The organism is Pectobacterium sp. CHL-2024 (assembly GCF_044751765.1).
In the GTDB taxonomy this organism is placed as follows: Bacteria; Pseudomonadota; Gammaproteobacteria; order Enterobacterales; family Enterobacteriaceae; genus Pectobacterium; species Pectobacterium brasiliense.
In genome coordinates this window covers 32,848-50,534 of the sequence record NZ_JBIXKO010000015.1, presented here as the reverse complement: position 1 = coordinate 50,534, position 17,687 = coordinate 32,848, and the positions used below count along the sequence as shown (strand labels likewise).

The following is a 17,687-nucleotide window of genomic DNA, read 5'->3' as shown; positions in this document are numbered from 1 at the left end:
CACATGTGGTAGAAAGTTTGAACTGTGCCACAAAAAAGCACCTAAATAGGTGCTTTTTTAACACATTGGTCACTTGTTGTTCGAGTGTGACCGGGAGGTTATTGTTGCAGTTCCTGCTCGGTGAACAGGTCGGCAAAGAGTGCTGTGCTGAGGTAGCGTTCGCCGGAAGAAGGCAGAATAACGACGATAGTTTTATCTTCAAATTCTTTTTCTTTGAGCAAGTTCAGCGCTGCGGCAACGGCGGCACCGGAAGAAATACCCGCCAGAATGCCTTCTTCTTCCATCAAACGGCGCGCGGTGCTGATCGCTTCTTCGTTCGTCACTTTCTCTACGCGGTCAATCAGTTTCAGATCCAGGTTACCCGGAATGAAACCCGCGCCGATGCCCTGAATCTTGTGCGGGCCTGGCTTCAGTTCTTCGCCTGCCAGCGCCTGAGTGATGACGGGTGAATCGGTAGGTTCAACCGCCACGCTGGTGATGGCTTTGCCTTTGGTGTTCTTAATGTAGCGGCTGACACCGGTCAGCGTACCGCCCGTACCGACGCCAGAGATAAAGACATCAACCTGACCATCGGTATCTTCCCAGATTTCAGGGCCGGTGGTTTTCTCGTGAATTTCCGGGTTAGCAGGGTTGCTGAACTGCTGTAGCAGCAGATAACGCTGCGGATCGCTGGCAACAATCTCTTCTGCCTTGGCGATGGCACCTTTCATGCCTTTCGCGCCTTCGGTCAGCACCAGGTTAGCACCCAGCGCTTTCAGCAGCTTGCGGCGCTCGATGCTCATGGTTTCCGGCATGGTGAGCGTGAGTTTGTAACCGCGAGCTGCGGCGACATAGGCCAGGGCAATCCCTGTGTTTCCGCTGGTCGGTTCAACCAGCTCAACACTTGGTTTGAGAACGCCGCGTTTTTCTGCATCCCAAATCAGGTTGGAGCCGATACGGCATTTTACGCTGAAGCTGGGGTTGCGGGATTCCACTTTAGCCAGAATGCGTCCGTTGCCGATACGGTTCAGGCGAACCAGCGGCGTATGGCCGATTGTGAAAGAATTGTCTTCGTAGATCTTGCTCATAGCCTGTCCTTATAACTGTATGAAATTTTTGCGAACGTAGAGAGAATACTCGTTCACACTTTTCAGTGAAGTAAAGAATTGCTATATCGTTATGTTCTTAAGAAATATCTTTTCATTACAATAGAAAGCACTGGCCGTTATCAGCCAGTGCTTGCTGTCTTTTTATGGCGCTTTTTTCGGCAGGGTTGCTGATAGGGAGCGATAGCGATCCACCCACAGCTGCGTTGCACCGCATACCGCAACGGGCATGATGACCAGATTCAAAAAAGGCACCAGCGTAAACAGGCTGACCAGGGCGCCAAACTGCATATTGGCGACTTTATGGCGACGTAATGCCTGACGCATCGTGGCAAAGCCCACTTTGTGGTTATCAAAAGGATAATCGCAGTATTGAATCGCCAGCATCCACGCGCTGAACAGGAACCACAGTATCGGCGCGACAGTTTGTCCAATGCCGGGGATGAAATAGAGCAGCAGTAGCACAATCGCGCGTGGCAGGTAATACGCCAGTTTTTGGACTTCACGCTTCATGATGCGTGGGACGTCTTTGGCGATGCCGAGTATGCCGCTGTCTGGCAACACTTGGCCGGTGAGTTTTGCTTCCAACTGCTCCGCCAATAAGCCGTTAAACGGTGCGGCGATAAAATTGGCGATCGTGCTGAATAGGTAGCTGAATACCAGCAAAATGGAGAGCACGGCAAGTGGCCAAATGAGGTAGCTGAGCCATTGTAGCCAGCTTGGAATGTGGCTCATGATCTGCGGAATCCAGTCATTCAACTGGGTGAAAAGCCACCAGAAAGCCCCGCCCATCAGTACGGTGTTCATCAGTAAGGGCAGAATAACGAAACGTCGGATGCCCGGCAGTGAGATCAGGCGCCATCCGGCAAGAAAATAGTGTATGCCGCTACGAACCTGGCCGGTGGTGTTACCGTAAGGCGATTTTTCGGAGGATGATGATTTTTCTGGAAACATGGTGCCGATAGACTCAGTCATTTGTTTGTTGAGGCATCATATCGGGATGATCTTATGCTGACTAGCCCGCATTTGGATGAAAAAACAGCAAAAAAGTGCGTTGTGTCTATCTTTATTGTCATAAAGTACCGTGCAGGCTTGCACTTGTGTACTCAGGCAAATAGAGTTAGTAGTATAGGTATTTGCCGTGGTGGCAATGTTTTGTTGGAACAATTGGGATAGCAATGATGCAGGACTTGCGTCTGATATTAATCGTTGTTGGCGCGATCGCTATAATAGCGCTTTTACTGCACGGCTTGTGGACTAGCCGTAAAGAACGCTCGTCCCTTTTTCGTGACCGCCCAGCTAAACGTGTAAAGAAAGCGCGTGATGAAACGCCGCTTGACGATCTGGATGAAGGCGTTGGCGAAGTTCGCGTGAAGGGTGCCCGCCCGCAGCAGAGTGAGCCTTCATTTGGCAGCGCTTCACTTGATAACTCATCATTTGATAACGCGTCATTTGATAATCCTCCATTTAATAACCCTTCACTTAATAACAACAGTGCACGTGAAGACGTTAGTTCAGAGGCGAAATCGCCGTTCGAGCATTTGTCTCCTGTGTCCTCTTACGATCCTCTGCTGGATGAAGCTACGCCGGTAGATTCTCCACGTGCGCAGGTACGTGGCGATACTCACCCGCAGGTTGTCGCCCCTAGAGAAACCCCGATTTCTGAACCGAACGGTAACGCTCAGCGTGAGTCGTTTGCGTATGATGCATCAGCATCGGCTCCACAGCAGCCTGTTGCACATTCGCTGCATGAAAAAGTTCAGCCCGCGCCTGCACAGCCTCAGCAACCTGTTGAGCCAGTTGAACCCGCAGCGGCAAAAGAAGCGGTTCTGGTGTTGCACGTTGTGGCGCATCAGGGCGGTGTCATTGGCGGCGAACTGCTGCTGCAAAGCCTGCTTCAGGCCGGTTTCCAGTTTGGTGAAATGAACATTTTCCATCGCCATGTGAATCCTGCTGGCGCAGGGCCGGTGTTGTTCAGTCTGGCCAATATGGTTAAGCCCGGTTCGTTTAATGTCGATGCCATGTCCGAGTTCTCGACGCCCGGCGTGTCCATTTTCATGATGGTGCCGTCTTATGGCGATGCCAGCCAAAACTTTAAACTGATGTTACAGTCTGCACAGCGCATTGCTGACGATGTTGGCGGTGTGGTGCAGGATGATGAACGTCGTATGATGACGCCGCAGAAGGTTGAATCCTACAAAGCCCGCATTCGCGATGTGCTGAAAGCTAACGCGTGAAAGCATAACGTGTGTGAATGCAGTGGGTGAGAAAGAAGCCTCCGTTAAGGGAGGCTTTTTTTATTCTTCGATCGTGGCGTGGTGTAGAAAGGCAAGAAAAGGGTGAAATGCTGTGAGTGAAGCAAAAGGATTAAAACAAGAGCTTGGGCTGATTCAGGGCGTGGGGTTGCTGTCTACTTCTCTGCTGGGGACTGGGGTGTTTGCGGTTCCCGCGCTGGTCGCACAGTTGGCACAGCAAGACAGCCTATGGGCGTGGCCGATCTTGATCCTGCTTGTTTTTCCTATCGCCATTGGCTTTGCCGCGCTGGGGCAACATTTTCCTAACGCGGGCGGGGCCGCGCACTTTGTTAACCTCGCTTTTGGGCCACGTATGGCACGGGTGACCGGCTGGCTATTCTTGTCCGTTATTCCGCTGGGGTTGCCTGCTGCCTTGCAGATTGCTGCCGGATTCTGGCAGGCGGCATTTGGCTGGAGCGATCTGGGGCTGCTCTGCGTACAGCTGCTGACACTGGGCGGTATCTGGCTGCTTGGCTTGCGCAGTGCGGGATCCAGCGCCAATATTCAGATCGTCATTGCAATGCTGGTGGTGGGGTTGGTTGCCGCAATCTGGTGGCAGGGCGATATCACGCCTGCGCATATTCCCTGGCCGTCGGTGAGCGAGCTGTCATGGTCTAACACCTTCGGCGCATTGGCTGTAATGTTCTGGTGCTTCGTTGGCCTTGAGGCTTTTGCCCATATGGCGACGGAATTTCGGGCACCGGAGCGCGATTTTCCACGGGCTTTACTGATCGGCATGCTGGTCGCGGGTGCGGTTTATTGGGGATGCACGGTGGCCGTGCTGCATTTTAAGGCTTACGGTGAAGGGATTGCCGCAACCGCCTCACTGCCGGGTATTGTCGTGCAGCTGTTTGGCGAACACGCGCTGTGGATTGCCTGCTTTGTTGGGTATCTGGCCTGCTTTGCCAGTGTGAATATCTACACGCAAGGCTTCGCCCGTTTAGTCTGGTCGCAGGCATCGAAAGGCAGTGCATTAGCGAAGCTGTCTGCAGGGCAGGCACCGGTGAATGCCCTGTCGGTTGTGGTGGCCTGCTGTCTGGTGTGTTGTCTGTTGATTTACTGGCTCAGGCTGCCGCTGGATATGCTGATTGTGTATGCGAACGGCATCTTTGTGCTGATTTATCTGCTGTGTATGCTGGCCGGATGGCGTTTGCTGAAAGGACGCGCCAAAGTGATGGCGGCAATCGGGGGCCTGCTCTGCTGTGCGCTGTTGCTGATGATTGGCTGGAAATCGCTGTATGCGCTAATCATGCTGGCCGTACTGTGGCTGTTCCTGCCGCGTAAACAGGTCGAACTGATTTCCCACTGAGTCGTTTATTCTGAATTCCGTGACGTGAAATCTGGGTTTCGGGTAGATGGGATAGGAAATTGAGCAACGCCCTGATGAGGGCGCTGCATCGCGATGATGACGGGGGGATTAGTCGTTTTCCGGCGCTGCGGCAGGCTTTTCTTCCGCAGACAGTTTCGCTTCCAGCTCGGTCATGCGCTGTTCCAGACGGGCAATCTTCTCGCGCGTGCGGAGCAGAACCTGCGTCTGAATATCGAACTCTTCACGGTTCACCAAATCCAATCGGGTCAGCTGTGCCTGCAAGACCTGACGAATCTTTTTCTCCACATCATCACCCAATTCCCGGATACCTTTTGGCATAGATTCATGCACTTGACGGGCGATTTGCTCAATCTTCTTTGGGTCAATCATGTCGCTTTCCTGATTAGGTTATGTAAGTTATTACTATAGCAAGTGTAATGGGTATAAATAAAATCTGACATCTGCTTTGCACATATTCAGCATGGTTTTACTGTAATTCAGAATAGTTTTACTGTAATCCAGCATACGTTTTGCCCTATTTCCTGTGGCGGATCAATTGCCCTATCGAGGTATTAGCGTTATAGTAAACCCGCTTATTCTCAGGGCGGGGTGTAATTCCCCACCGGCGGTAAACCAGTACACACACTGGAAGCCCGCGAGCGCTCTCGCTGTTTTCTCTGATATTAATTATCGATTTTGCAGCGTGGGGTCAGCAGATCCGGTGTAATTCCGGGGCCGACGGTTAAAGTCCGGATGGGAGAGAGTAACGGTATCTGTCGGGCTATATGCCTGCTCGCGTTATTTTTGTTAACTATTGCTATGCAACCAGTAGTAGTGGTTACTCCTCAAGCTCGCCCTGATTCTGGTAATCCATAATAACATTGAGGTTTTTTACCATGAATCAGACATTACTTTCTGAATTTGGCAATCCTACCGAACGCGTAGAACGCGCACTTGATGCATTGCGTCATGGCCGCGGCGTGCTGGTGTTGGATGATGAAGATCGTGAAAACGAAGGTGACATGATCTTTTCCGCTGAAAATATGACTGTTGAACAAATGGCGCTGACGATTCGTCACGGCAGTGGCATTGTGTGCCTGTGCCTGACGGAAGAGCGTCGCCAGCAGCTGGAATTGCCGATGATGGTGGAAAAGAACTCCAGCCATTACCAAACGGCATTCACCGTGACGATCGAAGCCGCCGAAGGCGTGACGACGGGCGTTTCGGCTGCCGACCGCCTGACCACCATTCGTGCCGCGATTGCGGATAACGCCAAGCCGAGCGATCTGAATCGCCCTGGTCACGTATTCCCGCTGCGCGCCCAACCGGGTGGCGTGTTAACGCGCGGTGGTCACACTGAAGCGACGGTTGACCTGATGACGCTGGCGGGCCTGAAGCCGTCTGGTGTTCTGTGTGAACTGACGAACGATGATGGTTCAATGGCGCATGCGCCGGAAGTGATCGCGTTTGCCAAACAGCACGATATGCCGGTACTGACGATTGAAGATCTGGTGGCTTACCGCATCGCGGCAGAGCGCAAAGCCAGCTGATTCACGCAGCGCATAGAGAAATAAGAAGGGCCGAGTAATCGGCCCTTTTGTATTTTATGGGGTTAGGTTTTTTAACGGCTAGCTGGTGCTTACGGCTTTCTTGCCAGCAGCGTGGCGAAGCGCAGCTTGATGCGATTACCCTGCGCATCGGTCTTGTGTAGCTCACCCATATCCTCGTTGTATTTGAGGATCTCCCAATCGGCGTAATAGTTCTTCAGCTCGTTTTCTTTAAAGGTGAACGAGAAAGGCATCGGGCATGGACAATCTTCCGTCGACATCGCGGCGATAATCAGGTTATAGCCGCCGTTAACGGTGCTGTCCTGCATATTGCTGATGATGTGCGGAATACGATCGCGTTCCAGAAACATCAGCACGACGGTCGACAGAATAAAGTCGTACTGCTCTTTGATTTCCGCCAGGTTGATGTTGTAAACGCCCGCCCGGATGTTTTCCAGTGCTTCACTCTTGATGATGTTATTCAGTGAATCAATGCTTTGCTCATGCTTATCGCAGGCCGTGACGTCAAACCCGCGCAGGTTCAGGTACAGCGAGTTACGCCCGCCGCCGCAGCCTAAATCCAGCGTTTTGCCCGGTTTGATATGCTGCACGGCGTTGATCACTTCGGAATGGGTACGCGTCAGACCGTATTTTTTATGATAGAAATCTTCCGCCGAGCAGAAAAAGCTGAGCTGACATTCGAGATCGTCAGAGAACGAGACGATGCGGTGCCACGCCTGTGGTTCAACAAACGGCGGCTGGTTCTGTTCGGAGAACTGGAACGTCTCCAGCGTCTCGCCGTCTTCGGTCAGCATGGAGAAGGTCATTTCCCCTTTCAACACGGTCAGTTTTGCCCAGGTGCCTTCCTGCGTGTTGTGCTTTTCCTGAAACGCGGCAGGCAGCGTCTGGCTGTTCCACTGCGGCATCTTCTTATAACAAATGAGATCTTGCATCGTTACCTCGGTCTGTAAATTCTAAAAGCGATAGCCGTATTCTATTAATCCGCACGCAGGCTGACCAGAAAATATGTATTTTAAATGCATTATTTATTTTGCTGTCTCAGGCCGTAGTTTAACTCACCGTGGAAAGCTGTCGCAGCAGTGGAAATGCTTCTTTCATCCGCTCACCACCGACCACAAAGGCACGTAGCACCTGCTGACCATCCAGCGCTTTCGCCACCATCCCCTGTTCATTCCATTCCTGCTGCCAGTGCAAATCACCGCTGGTAGTATCGCCTGCCATCTGTAAGGGAAATAGCGGCGTCTTGATTTTAACCAGCATCGGCGGCAGCGTTAGCATCTCGTTGGCACCCAGCAGGTTTTTCGCCAGCGTAATCGCGCTGAGCTGAATCGGCTGCAGGAAGGGCAGGAGCTTACCGCCAATCTCTGCGCAGTCTCCCAACGCATAAATCAGTGGATCGGTGGTTTGTAACTGCGCATTGGTCTGGATACCTTTCTGCACCGTTAACCCCACGGCTTTTGCCAGTTGCGTGTTGGCCTGCAAACCGATAGCGGAGAGAACCTCATCTACTTCGACAGCCCGGCCATCGGTAAATGTGGCCTGTACGCCGGTTTCGGTTTTTTCCAACTGTTGCAGGGTTGTGTTCAGCAGCAGAGAAACGCCCTGCTGCGTCAGCGTGAATTGCAGGCGCGCGCTGACTTCGGGCGGCATCAACGCGGGCAGAATGCTGCTGGCGCAGTCAACCAGCGTGACCCGTTTTCCGGCGCGACCCAAATCCATCGCCAGCTCAGTACCGATGAGTCCGGCGCCGAGCACCAGTACGCGTTCAGCCTGCCAGAGCCGGCTTTCGTGGGTGCGATATTCCTGCTGACTATTGAGCGTCAACATATGTTCGCGTCCCGGAATCGGCGGCACCATCGCGCTGGCACCGGTCGCGAACACCAGCTTGTGGTAATCATAGCGGTCCGCGCCGCAGATGACCTGTTGCGCATGGCGATCAATGGCGGTGACGCGCGTATTGGCCAGCAGCGCAATACGGTTTTCTTCAGCAAACGCGGTTGCCGACATCTTGGTCAGATCGTCGGCGTGCTGTTGCAGGCTCATCACATGGCTCAGATCCGGCTTGTTATACTCATCGCCGCTGTCGGCAGTAATCAGGCGGATAGGGCAGTGTGCATCCAGCTTGCGTAGCTGTCGGATGAGCTGGCGGGCGGCAAAGCCCGCGCCAATAATCACGATATCTTTCATCATCCTCTCCTTAGCGAATCGGATTGAAAACGTCTTTGCCCAACCCACATTCCGGGCAGAGGAAGCTGTCTGGTACGTCCGACCACATAGTGCCAGGGGTGACATCCTGCATCGGCTCGCCAAGTGCCGGATCGTAGATCCACTGACAGACGCTGCATTGCATACAGCCGTTTTCTGACTGTGCCGCCGGCTGTGTGGTTGACTGTGGCGCGGTGACTTCATTGCATCCGCAGGCGCTTTCGGCTGGGGCGCTCACATTCTGCGGGGCGGTGGTGGCTTGCGGTGCCGCAGCGGTCTGTTTCACGGGCGAGATGACGCGACGGGCAGGCGTGTCATCCAGCGGATGCAGTGCCCACTGACGCGCGATTTCGCGACCGTGTTCGCGACAAATCTCCAGCGCGGAACCGTCAGGACGCCATTTGGTTTTCAGCGCCAGCGTGGTTTCAAAACCGGCATCCATCAGACGGGTTTGAACGCGGTCTACCGCGCCGCCGTTCCAGCCGTAGCTGCCGAACGCCGAGGCTTTCTTGTTTTGGAAACGCAGACCGGTGATCTCTTCCAGCATGGCTGCGACCTTCGGCATCATCACGTTATTCATGGTGGATGAACCGACTAACACGCCTTTCGAGCGGAAGACCTGTGTCAGGATCTCGTTCTTGTCGTGACGGGCGACGTTGTAAATTTTTACCGCTACGCCGGGATCGACATCGTTGATACCTTGCGCAATGGCGTCGGCCATCATGCGGGTGTTATTGGACATGGTGTCGTAAAACAGCGTGATGCGATCTTCCTGATAGCTGTCTGCCCACTTCAGATACAGGTGAATGATCTGGGCAGGATCGTCGCGCCATACCACGCCGTGCGAGGTTGCAACCATCGACAGTGGCAGGTTGAAGCCCAGCACTTCGTGGATCTTGGCGGTCACCAAGCGGCTGAACGGCGTCAGAATATTGGCGAAATAGCGTTGGCACTGCTCGAACAGTTCAGTCTGATCCACTTCATCATTGAACAGGTGCTCATCGCAATAGTGCTGACCGAACGCATCGTTACTGAACAGCACGGCGTCCTCGGTCATGTAGGTCATCATACTGTCCGGCCAGTGCAGCATCGGCGTTTCGATAAAGATCAGCTGCTTACCGTTGCCGATATCCAGCGTGTCGCCGGTTTTGACCGTGTGGAAATTCCACTCAGGATGGTGATGGTGACCGGTAATGGAATCGATCGCATTGTGGGTGCAGTAAATTGGCGTGTTGGGAATACGCGCCATCAGTTCGCTCAGCGCCCCGGCGTGATCCTCCTCGGCGTGGTTGATCACGATGTAGTCAATTGTGTTCAGATCCACTTCCGCCATCAGGTTTTGCACAAACTCACGGCTGAATTTGTGATCGACGGTATCGATCAGCACGGTTTTTTCTTCACGGATCAGGTAGCTGTTGTAGCTGCTGCCTTGCAGCGTCTTGTATTCAGTGCCGTGAAAATCACGGACTTCCCAGTCGCGTTGTCCAACCCAGTGGATATTGTTCTTTACGTGAATCGTCATGTTCTGAAACCTCAATAGTCGTATACGGGAATATGCTGTAGAGATTGCAGGAAGCGTGCCAATTTTTAATATATTGATTTATAAGGTTTTAATGAATAATGATTGTCAAAATGACATACTTTATCTATTGTCTTAATGACACAGGTTCTGTCATTAGGACACACTATGACGCTCTCTATTAACGCCCTTGCCCGTATCGCTATCGAACTGCAAATGGGGCTATCGAATCAGGATCGTTTCCAGCGCTTAATCAACAGCCTGCGCCAGCTGCTGCGCTGTGATGCCTCGGCGCTGTTGCGTTACGAGAATCAGCTATTCCGTCCGCTGGCGATCGACGGTCTGGCACCGGACGTATTGGGGCGACGCTTTCGCCTGTCCGATCACCCCCGTCTGGAGGCGATTGCCCGCGCGGGCGACGTGGTGCGTTTTCCGGCGGATAGCCAGCTTCCCGATCCCTATGACGGCCTGATCCCCAGTCAGGAGGATCTTAAGGTGCATGCCTGCGTCGGCCTGCCGCTGTTTGCCAATCAGAACCTGATCGGGGCACTGACCGTGGACGGCATGGATCCCTGTCAGTTCGATCATTTTAGCGATGAAGAACTGCGGCTGGTGGGGGCGATGGCGGCGGCGGCGCTGAGTAACGCGCTGCTGATGGAGCGTCTTGAGCGGCAGTTGCCCGCGCCGGTCCGTGCTGAAAGCCCGGCGGCGGAAAGCGTCGAAGAAATGGTTGGGCTGTCGGAACCGATGCAGCGGTTGAAGAAAGAAGTCGATATCGTCGCGGGCTCCGATCTGAACGTGCTGATTATGGGGGAAACCGGTGTCGGCAAAGAACTGGTGGCGCGAGCGATTCATCGTGGTTCCAGCCGGGCAAGCCATCCTCTGGTATACCTGAACTGTGCCGCGCTGCCGGAGTCGGTCGCGGAGAGCGAGCTGTTTGGGCATGTGAAGGGCGCGTTTACCGGTGCGATCCACCATCGCACTGGCAAGTTTGAGATGGCGGATAACGGCACGCTGTTTCTGGATGAGATTGGCGAACTGTCGCTGACGCTACAGGCGAAGCTGCTGCGCGTATTGCAGTATGGCGATCTCCAGCGCGTGGGTGACGACAGCAGCCTGAAAGTGAACGTGCGCGTGCTGGCGGCGACCAACCGCGATCTGCGGCAGGCGGTACTGGATGGCGCTTTCCGGGCTGATTTGTTCCACCGCCTGAGCGTGTTCCCGCTGTCTGTACCACCGCTGCGTGAGCGCAGTCAGGATGTGGCGCTGCTGGCGGGATTCTTCTGCGAGCGCAGCCGCGTGCAACTGGGGCTGGCACGGCTGGCGTTGACGGCAGATGCGGGCACGCTACTGGAACAATACGACTGGCCGGGGAATGTGCGCGAGCTGGAACACGCTATTTATCGTGCCACTGTGCTGGCAAGAGCAGGGCAGGAATCGGGCGAGGTGCTGTTAGGCCCTGAACATTTCAATCTCGAACTTCCCTCCCAGCCTGTTCAGGCTGCCGCAGGGGCGTCGAGCGCTATTGACACGGCACCCGCGTATTTCATCAGCGGCGGCCTGCGGGAGGCAACGGACGACTATCAGCGCCTTATCATCCAACAAACGCTGGCACGCCATGAGGGCAACTGGTCATCTTGCGCAAGAGAACTAGAAATGGACAGCGGCAACCTGCACCGCCTAGCGAAGCGGCTAAAAATTAAAAAAGATGTTTTTTAATTCGACTGCTATCACTTTTAGATAAAAAAGATCGCTGATTTTTAGCGGCGTAAAAGGGGCTGAACCGAAAGAGGCTTTCCGGATGAGCCGCATGGAGGCGGCGAAAACCAGTGCCGCGTCGGACAAAAACGTCAGAGACGTTTTTGAACAGCACATGTGCTGGCCCGAAGGGCGAGTCTCATTCATGAGACGAGTCATCGCGTCACTGGTGGTCCGGTAAGAAGCCTCTGGCGGTGAAGGCATCGCGTAGCGACCCCGTTCCGCCAAAAAGCCTGAGGTCAAGGAGCAGCGGCGATTGGCTGCTCCTTGTCGGGTGCGTGCAGAGAATCTGCATGAAAATACCGATTGTTATCGCACACGAAATATTCCCTAACCCCCCTAATTACAACAGGACTTGGTTAACCGCATTTCACGCACTTGGCGCTCTGAATCACCTGGAAGAAATCGTTGCCTTTATCATCGACCAGAATAAAGGCTGGGAAATCTTCGACTTCGATTTTCCAGATGGCTTCCATTCCCAGCTCCGGGTATTCCACGCAGGTCAGGCTCTTGATGCTGTTCTGCGCCAGAATCGCTGCCGGGCCGCCGATGCTGCCGAGGTAGAAGCCGCCGTGTTTATGGCACGCGTCGGTCACCTGCTGGCTGCGGTTGCCTTTTGCCAGCATGATCATGCTGCCGCCGTTGGCCTGCAGTAAATCGACGTAGGAATCCATACGGCCAGCGGTCGTTGGGCCTAACGAGCCGGATGGGTAGCCCTCTGGCGTTTTCGCCGGGCCCGCGTAGTAGATCGGGTGATCTTTGATGTACTGCGGCAGGCCTTCGCCGTTATCCAGACGTTCTTTCAGCTTGGCGTGAGCAATATCACGACCCACGATGATGGTGCCGGTCAGGGAAAGACGGGTGGATACCGGATACTGCGACAGCGTTTTCAGGATCTCGGCCATCGGACGGTTCAGGTCGATTTTAACCGCATCGCCTTCGCCCGTTTCACGCAGATGTTCAGGAATGTATTTGCCCGGATTCTGCTCTAACTGCTCCAGCCAGACGCCCTTGCGGTTGATCTTGCCTTTGATGTTACGGTCAGCGGAACAGGACACGCCCATACCGACTGGGCAAGATGCGCCGTGGCGCGGCAGGCGGATAATCCGCACGTCGTGCGCAAAATATTTCCCGCCGAACTGCGCGCCCAGACCCAGATCGCGCGCGGCTTCCAGAATTTCCTGTTCCAGCGCAACGTCGCGGAATGCCTGACCGTGCTCGTTGCCTTCGGTCGGCAGTTCGTCGTAGTACTTGGTCGACGCCAGTTTAACGGTTTTCAGCGTGGTTTCTGCCGAGGTACCGCCAATCACAAACGCGATGTGGTACGGCGGACAGGCCGCGGTGCCCAGCGAGCGCATTTTCTCGATCAGGAAGCTTTTCAGTTTACCCGGCGTCAGCAACGCTTTGGTTTCCTGATACAGATAAGTCTTGTTGGCAGAACCGCCGCCTTTGGTGACGAACAGGAATTTATAGTCTTCGCCTTCGGTACTGTAGAGGTCAATCTGTGCGGGCAGGTTGGTGCCGGTGTTAACCTCTTTGTACATATCCAGCGCGGCGTTCTGCGAGTAGCGCAGGTTGTCTTCAACGAACGTGTTGTACACGCCCTGAGACAGCGCTTCGGCATCATTACCGCCAGTCCAGACGTTCTGGCCTTTTTTACCGACGATGATCGCCGTACCGGTATCCTGACAGGTCGGCAGAATACCCTTGGCGGAAATTTCGGAATTGCGCAGGAATTGCAGGGCAACGTATTTATCGTTTTCGCTGGCTTCCGGATCGCTAAGAATATCGGCAACTTGCTGCTGGTGAGCGGGGCGGAGCATGAAAGAGGCATCGTGGAAGGCTTGCTGGGCCAGAAGGGTCAACGCGGCTGGCTCGATCTTCAGGATGTCCTGACCTTCAAACTGTGCGACAGAGACAAAGTCGCTGCTCAGCAGGCGATATTCGGTGTCATCTTTACTGAGTGGAAACGGATCTTGGTAATAGAAGGGTTTATTCGACATTTTTTTCTCACTTGCAATTGCATCAATTAGTAAATTTTCACCTTATAGGATTCAGCATCTTATTATTAAGGCGTATTACCGCAGCACTACAGGGATGTCTCGAATACAAAAGTAGTAATCGCCATAATAGTATGGTTTTTTGTCGGGAAGTACCACTTTGGTACATCACAATAATAATGATGTGCGTGTTATTTTTTACCCGTAGCAGACACGCGGAACGGCGACGCTGCATAGCTTTCCTGTATGCGGATGCCACGGGAAACGGCACGCGATTTAACGTGAAAATATTCCTCTTTTAATTGGCTTAATTAAGTAAAGTAAACGGTGGGATTAAAAATAATAACCACTTCATCTTTAATGTTATTCGTTGGCGATATAAAGAAACCGTTATTGGCTTTTTATCGCTTCATGAAAAAACAGACCGATCACAAAAGCCACGGTGCGGTGGCCGATGTGATGACAGATGTAATGTTGCCAATCCAGTAACGGAGTTATGGCGGCGTAGTCTCTTGTTGGGCAAGGAGATTGTCGATCATCCACAGTCCTGCCGGGCCGGGGGGATGAGGTTTGGACCAGACAACGTCCACGTCAATCCACTGCGGCCAGCCCGCCACAGGCAGCTCGACCAGTTTCTGCTGGTCGTATTGCGCCACCAGCCAGCGTGGCAGAATGCTCCAGCCGTGCCCCTGCTGTGCCATTTCCAGTAGCATCAGGTAGGACGGGGCAGACCAGACGATCCCTTCCGGTTGCAGCCGATCGCTGCGTTTATAGGTATTGAGATAGAGCTGGCGGACGGTCGCCAGCTGGCTGCGCGTCACGGTTTTTTCCGTTGTCAGCGGATGTGCTGCCGACACGAAGATGGCCATGTCGGTCTTAATCTGCAAACGCGCGGCGGCAATATCGGGCGGGTAATCTGTCTGGGCGCGCACTAGCCCGACATGCGCACGGTTCATTTGCAGCAGATCGATCACGTCATCACCTTCCGCAATCAGGCATTCAAATTCAATATCAGGAAAATGCTGGGCGAAACGTTGAAGCACGAGTTCGTAGTGAGGCGCTTGCCAGATATCGGACAGCACAAACGTCAGACGGGGTTCAATATGGTCGGCCAGACGGATCGCCAGCCCATCCAGCTCTTCGCTGGCGGATAAGATCGCCTGTACGTGAGAAAGCACTTTTCTGCCCGCCAGCGTGAGCACCGGCTGGTGACCGGAGCGATCAAATAATGTCAGCCCCAGATCGGCTTCCAGATTGGCGATGGCCGCGCTGATGGTGGACTGGCTTTTATGCAATCGCCGTGCGGCGGCGGAAAACGAGCCCGCATCAACGGTAGTAACAAAAGCCAGCAGGGATTCCGGTGAATATCGCATCTTTATCTATACCCTAAATAATTCGAGTTTCAGGAAGGCGGCGACGCAGTGAATCCCCAGGAGCTTACATCAGTAAGTGACTGGGGTGAGCGAGGAAAGCCAACGCACATGCAACTTGAAGTATGACGAGTATATCGTTTTTATCGATGGAATCTAACTGTACTCTACCACCTTATGCGATGAAAATAAGGCCGTAATACGATGCCATCCATGGTCATGGCGAAAATTGACCAGCAACGTGCAATAAATAAAAGTGAATGTGTTATGCAGAACAAAATCAGCAAAACCTTACGTGAACGTGTATACCATGCGGTGGGCTTTGAACTGATCGCGTTGACGATCTGTGCGCCAGCGGGCGCCTGGCTGCTGAATAAGCCGCTCTTCGATATGGGGGCACTGGCCATCATGCTGTCCAGCGTCGCGATGATCTGGAACATGATCTATAACTCGATATTCGATCGCCTGTGGCCTGCGGACCGTGTTAAGCGTCGGCTGCCAATTCGTATCGCTCACGCGCTGGGGTTTGAAGGCGGCTTTATCCTGATTGGTCTGCCGCTGGCGGCGTGGATGCTGAACGTCACGCTGTGGCAGGCGCTGATGGTGGAGATCGGCTTCTTCCTGTTCTTCCTGCCGTACACCGTGGTGTATAACTGGGCCTACGATACGCTGCGGGAGCGCATTATGAATCGCCGTCGTCACGTTCAGCAGGTATCGACCAGTTCTCGCCTGCGCTAACTCGCCTGCGGTAATGCTGCGCGTTACCGGTGTGTCAGCTTAAAGCTCTGATACGCCGGTAGCTCAAGCGCTCGCCATAAATACCAGGATGCCACCGTGCGATAAGGCGACAGCGCAGGCTCAGTGCCTGCAAATCGCGCGGTTTCGGCATGTCTTGCAAATCATAAACATAGCGTAACCCCTGCCGGATACCGAGATCGTCGAGCGGCATGATGTCGGTGCGTTCCAGCGAATAAATCAAAAACATTTCGACCGTCCAGCGTCCGATCCCCTTGAGCGATGTCAACTGCTGAATGAGCGTGTCGTCATCCCTCTCTGCGGCCTGTTCGAGGCTGGGCACCAGGCCGCTCAGCGCACCCTGTGCGATGTCGTGCAGCGTATCCGCCTTGCGGGCGGAAAAACCGCACTGCCGTAGCGTGTCGGTGGAGCAGGCCAGTATCTGTTCCGGGGTGGGAAAGACATCGCCATGTACCCGCAGGAGTTTTGCGACCATCGCATCTCCGGCACGCGTCGTTAGCTGCTGATAGGCAACGGCACGCATCAGTGCCTCATAAGGTTCCCGATGTGGCGCGGTCTGATGGCGACAGTCGCCAATCTGTTCGATCAGGCTGGCCCAGCGCGCATTGATGGCGCTGAGATGGGTTTTGGCCTGCTGCGTGAAATCCAACGGCGGATGGGATGGCATAAACGGCTTCCGTGATGAGAATGCAAAGGGCAGAAAACGAGCATAGGAGATTGCCGCATGGCGCGCCATGTGGAAAGGGCTATTCGGATGAAAAAGCAAGACGTGGCGAGGGGATTACACACTATCGTGGGATCTGCCAGAACGGAGATTTCAGCGGCAGGTTATGCCGCTGTTACGCGTTAATAATACTCGCCGTGGCGATAGTCCCAGGTGGTGAAGGTATCAGACAGTAGCGACATCACCTTGTCCACATCCAGCCCTTTGCGTATCAGCGCCGGGCACGGATATACGCTCCGTCTTCCTTTCTGTTCCGGTATTAGCTGACCGTCCGTATCCACCATCGACACCATCACGCCTTGCTCATAGCGTGTGTCATGGGACTTATTCGGCTGGATAGATTTCACGTAATCGTCGGCTTCGATAATCAGATCGGCAAAGGCACTGATCCGTTCACCGATACCTTCTACCTCGCCTCGGTTTCCTTTGCCTGATGGATTGGCTGAACTGGCAAAGGTTAATTTGCCGTACTTTTCCCACAGCTCCCGCGTGAGGATTTCGCTCGGTGTACCGAACTTAATCACGAAACAGCTGGTTTTGCGATCGTCCATCATCAGCGCTTTCGAGCCGTCTTTGGGGATGCGCACTAATGCGCTGTCGTGCCAGGGAAGGATGCAGCCCAGCAGTACGTCGGCATCCCAATGGCGTTGATATAACTGCTCGATTTCTGGGTTTAGCTGCGCCAGCGCTTTTAACTGCGCGATGGATCCGCACAGTACGACGCCCGGCTTGCTTCGGTTGCGCTGTTTGGCATCAAATTTTCGTTCCAGCCCGGCCTTATCTGAAGCCATGATGATGTAACCCACTTTGGTTGGCGAAACGATGATTCCCCCGCCGCGTGACATAATCTGCACCGCATCGTCATGCAAACCGCCATTCCAGTGAACTTTACTGCCGCTCATATCGCCCCCTGATTGCAGAAAAAAACTGAGTCTCACCGTGTACCATTTATTTGCATCACAGATTTGTTCAAAAAGTAACCGGTGGTGTCGGCAGAAATATCAACATCGGGGCGATCTGAATGAAAAAGCAAGAGTGGGACGTGTGCGTAAGGTCGCTTCGGTTTAGCGTTAGCGCATGGCATGACTTTCAGTAATAG

General features: G+C 53.8%; 14 protein-coding genes, 1 pseudogene and 1 riboswitch. Of the genes and pseudogenes, 5 read left to right on the top strand and 10 right to left on the bottom strand.

Features of this window, described 5'->3' with window-relative positions; genetic code table 11:
* Positions 1-98: 98 nt before the first annotated feature.
* Both cysK and cysZ read right to left on the bottom strand, forming a co-directional pair.
* Positions 99-1,067: a cysteine synthase A gene (gene cysK, locus ACIPUG_RS17740; RefSeq protein ID WP_400339524.1), complete on the bottom strand. Its 969-nt coding sequence runs from the start codon at positions 1,065-1,067 to the stop codon at positions 99-101.
* Positions 1,068-1,229: 162 nt separating this feature from the next.
* Positions 1,230-2,060 (bottom strand): sulfate transporter CysZ, encoded by an 831-nt coding sequence (gene cysZ / locus ACIPUG_RS17735; protein WP_400339521.1) that lies wholly within the window; start codon positions 2,058-2,060, stop codon positions 1,230-1,232.
* 203 nt (positions 2,061-2,263) lie between these two features.
* Between cysZ and zipA the strand changes: the two genes are divergently transcribed.
* Positions 2,264-3,322, top strand: a complete 1,059-nt coding sequence (gene zipA / locus ACIPUG_RS17730) for a cell division protein ZipA (RefSeq protein WP_400339519.1) — start codon at positions 2,264-2,266, stop codon at positions 3,320-3,322.
* 112 nt (positions 3,323-3,434) lie between these two features.
* Positions 3,435-4,688, top strand: a complete 1,254-nt coding sequence (gene yjeH, locus ACIPUG_RS17725) for an L-methionine/branched-chain amino acid transporter (RefSeq protein ID WP_039312612.1) — start codon at positions 3,435-3,437, stop codon at positions 4,686-4,688.
* Between the two features lie 108 nt (positions 4,689-4,796).
* Here yjeH and ubiK read toward each other — a convergent pair whose 3' ends face one another.
* On the bottom strand, positions 4,797-5,078 hold the full coding sequence (gene ubiK / locus ACIPUG_RS17720; protein WP_010284391.1) for a ubiquinone biosynthesis accessory factor UbiK: 282 nt from the start codon (positions 5,076-5,078) through the stop codon (positions 4,797-4,799).
* Positions 5,079-5,279: 201 nt separating this feature from the next.
* Positions 5,280-5,457: riboswitch (FMN riboswitch) on the top strand.
* 127 nt (positions 5,458-5,584) lie between these two features.
* Between ubiK and ribB the strand changes: the two genes are divergently transcribed.
* The gene (gene ribB / locus ACIPUG_RS17715) at positions 5,585-6,238 is read left to right on the top strand and encodes a 3,4-dihydroxy-2-butanone-4-phosphate synthase (RefSeq protein ID WP_039516636.1); all 654 of its coding nucleotides are present in this window, start codon (positions 5,585-5,587) and stop codon (positions 6,236-6,238) included.
* Positions 6,239-6,327: 89 nt separating this feature from the next.
* Here ribB and tehB read toward each other — a convergent pair whose 3' ends face one another.
* The 3 genes from tehB to norV all read right to left on the bottom strand — a co-directional run bounded on the left by tehB (position 6,328) and on the right by norV (position 9,983).
* Positions 6,328-7,188 (bottom strand): SAM-dependent methyltransferase TehB, encoded by an 861-nt coding sequence (gene tehB / locus ACIPUG_RS17710; protein ID WP_039516637.1) that lies wholly within the window; start codon positions 7,186-7,188, stop codon positions 6,328-6,330.
* Positions 7,189-7,306: 118 nt separating this feature from the next.
* A complete protein-coding gene (gene norW / locus ACIPUG_RS17705; protein WP_400339516.1) occupies positions 7,307-8,443 on the bottom strand; it encodes an NADH:flavorubredoxin reductase NorW in 1,137 nt (378 codons plus the stop codon).
* A gap of 10 nt (positions 8,444-8,453) precedes the next feature.
* Positions 8,454-9,983, bottom strand: coding sequence for an anaerobic nitric oxide reductase flavorubredoxin (gene norV, locus ACIPUG_RS17700; RefSeq protein WP_320699534.1), 1,530 nt, complete (start codon positions 9,981-9,983; stop codon positions 8,454-8,456).
* 165 nt (positions 9,984-10,148) lie between these two features.
* On the opposite strand from norV, the gene norR reads away from it, so the two are divergent.
* Entirely contained in the window at positions 10,149-11,699 is a 1,551-nt protein-coding gene (norR, locus tag ACIPUG_RS17695) for a nitric oxide reductase transcriptional regulator NorR (protein ID WP_400339513.1), read from the top strand.
* A gap of 398 nt (positions 11,700-12,097) precedes the next feature.
* Here the strand turns inward: norR and fumA are convergent, their stop codons facing one another.
* Positions 12,098-13,741 carry a class I fumarate hydratase FumA gene (gene fumA / locus ACIPUG_RS17690; protein WP_039272718.1) on the bottom strand — a complete coding sequence of 548 codons (1,644 nt, stop codon included), beginning with the start codon at positions 13,739-13,741 and terminating at the stop codon, positions 12,098-12,100.
* Positions 13,742-14,232: 491 nt separating this feature from the next.
* Positions 14,233-15,111: a LysR family transcriptional regulator gene (locus tag ACIPUG_RS17685; RefSeq protein ID WP_039272720.1), complete on the bottom strand. Its 879-nt coding sequence runs from the start codon at positions 15,109-15,111 to the stop codon at positions 14,233-14,235.
* A 264-nt stretch (positions 15,112-15,375) separates the two neighbouring features.
* Between ACIPUG_RS17685 and ACIPUG_RS17680 the strand changes: the two genes are divergently transcribed.
* A complete protein-coding gene (locus tag ACIPUG_RS17680; RefSeq protein WP_400339511.1) occupies positions 15,376-15,846 on the top strand; it encodes a multidrug/biocide efflux PACE transporter in 471 nt (156 codons plus the stop codon).
* Between the two features lie 23 nt (positions 15,847-15,869).
* Here the strand turns inward: ACIPUG_RS17680 and ACIPUG_RS17675 are convergent.
* Positions 15,870-16,531 (bottom strand): annotated as a pseudogene (locus ACIPUG_RS17675) (DNA-3-methyladenine glycosylase family protein).
* Between the two features lie 179 nt (positions 16,532-16,710).
* Positions 16,711-17,490, bottom strand: coding sequence for an L-threonylcarbamoyladenylate synthase (locus ACIPUG_RS17670; RefSeq protein WP_400339509.1), 780 nt, complete (start codon positions 17,488-17,490; stop codon positions 16,711-16,713).
* Positions 17,491-17,687: the final 197 nt, after the last annotated feature.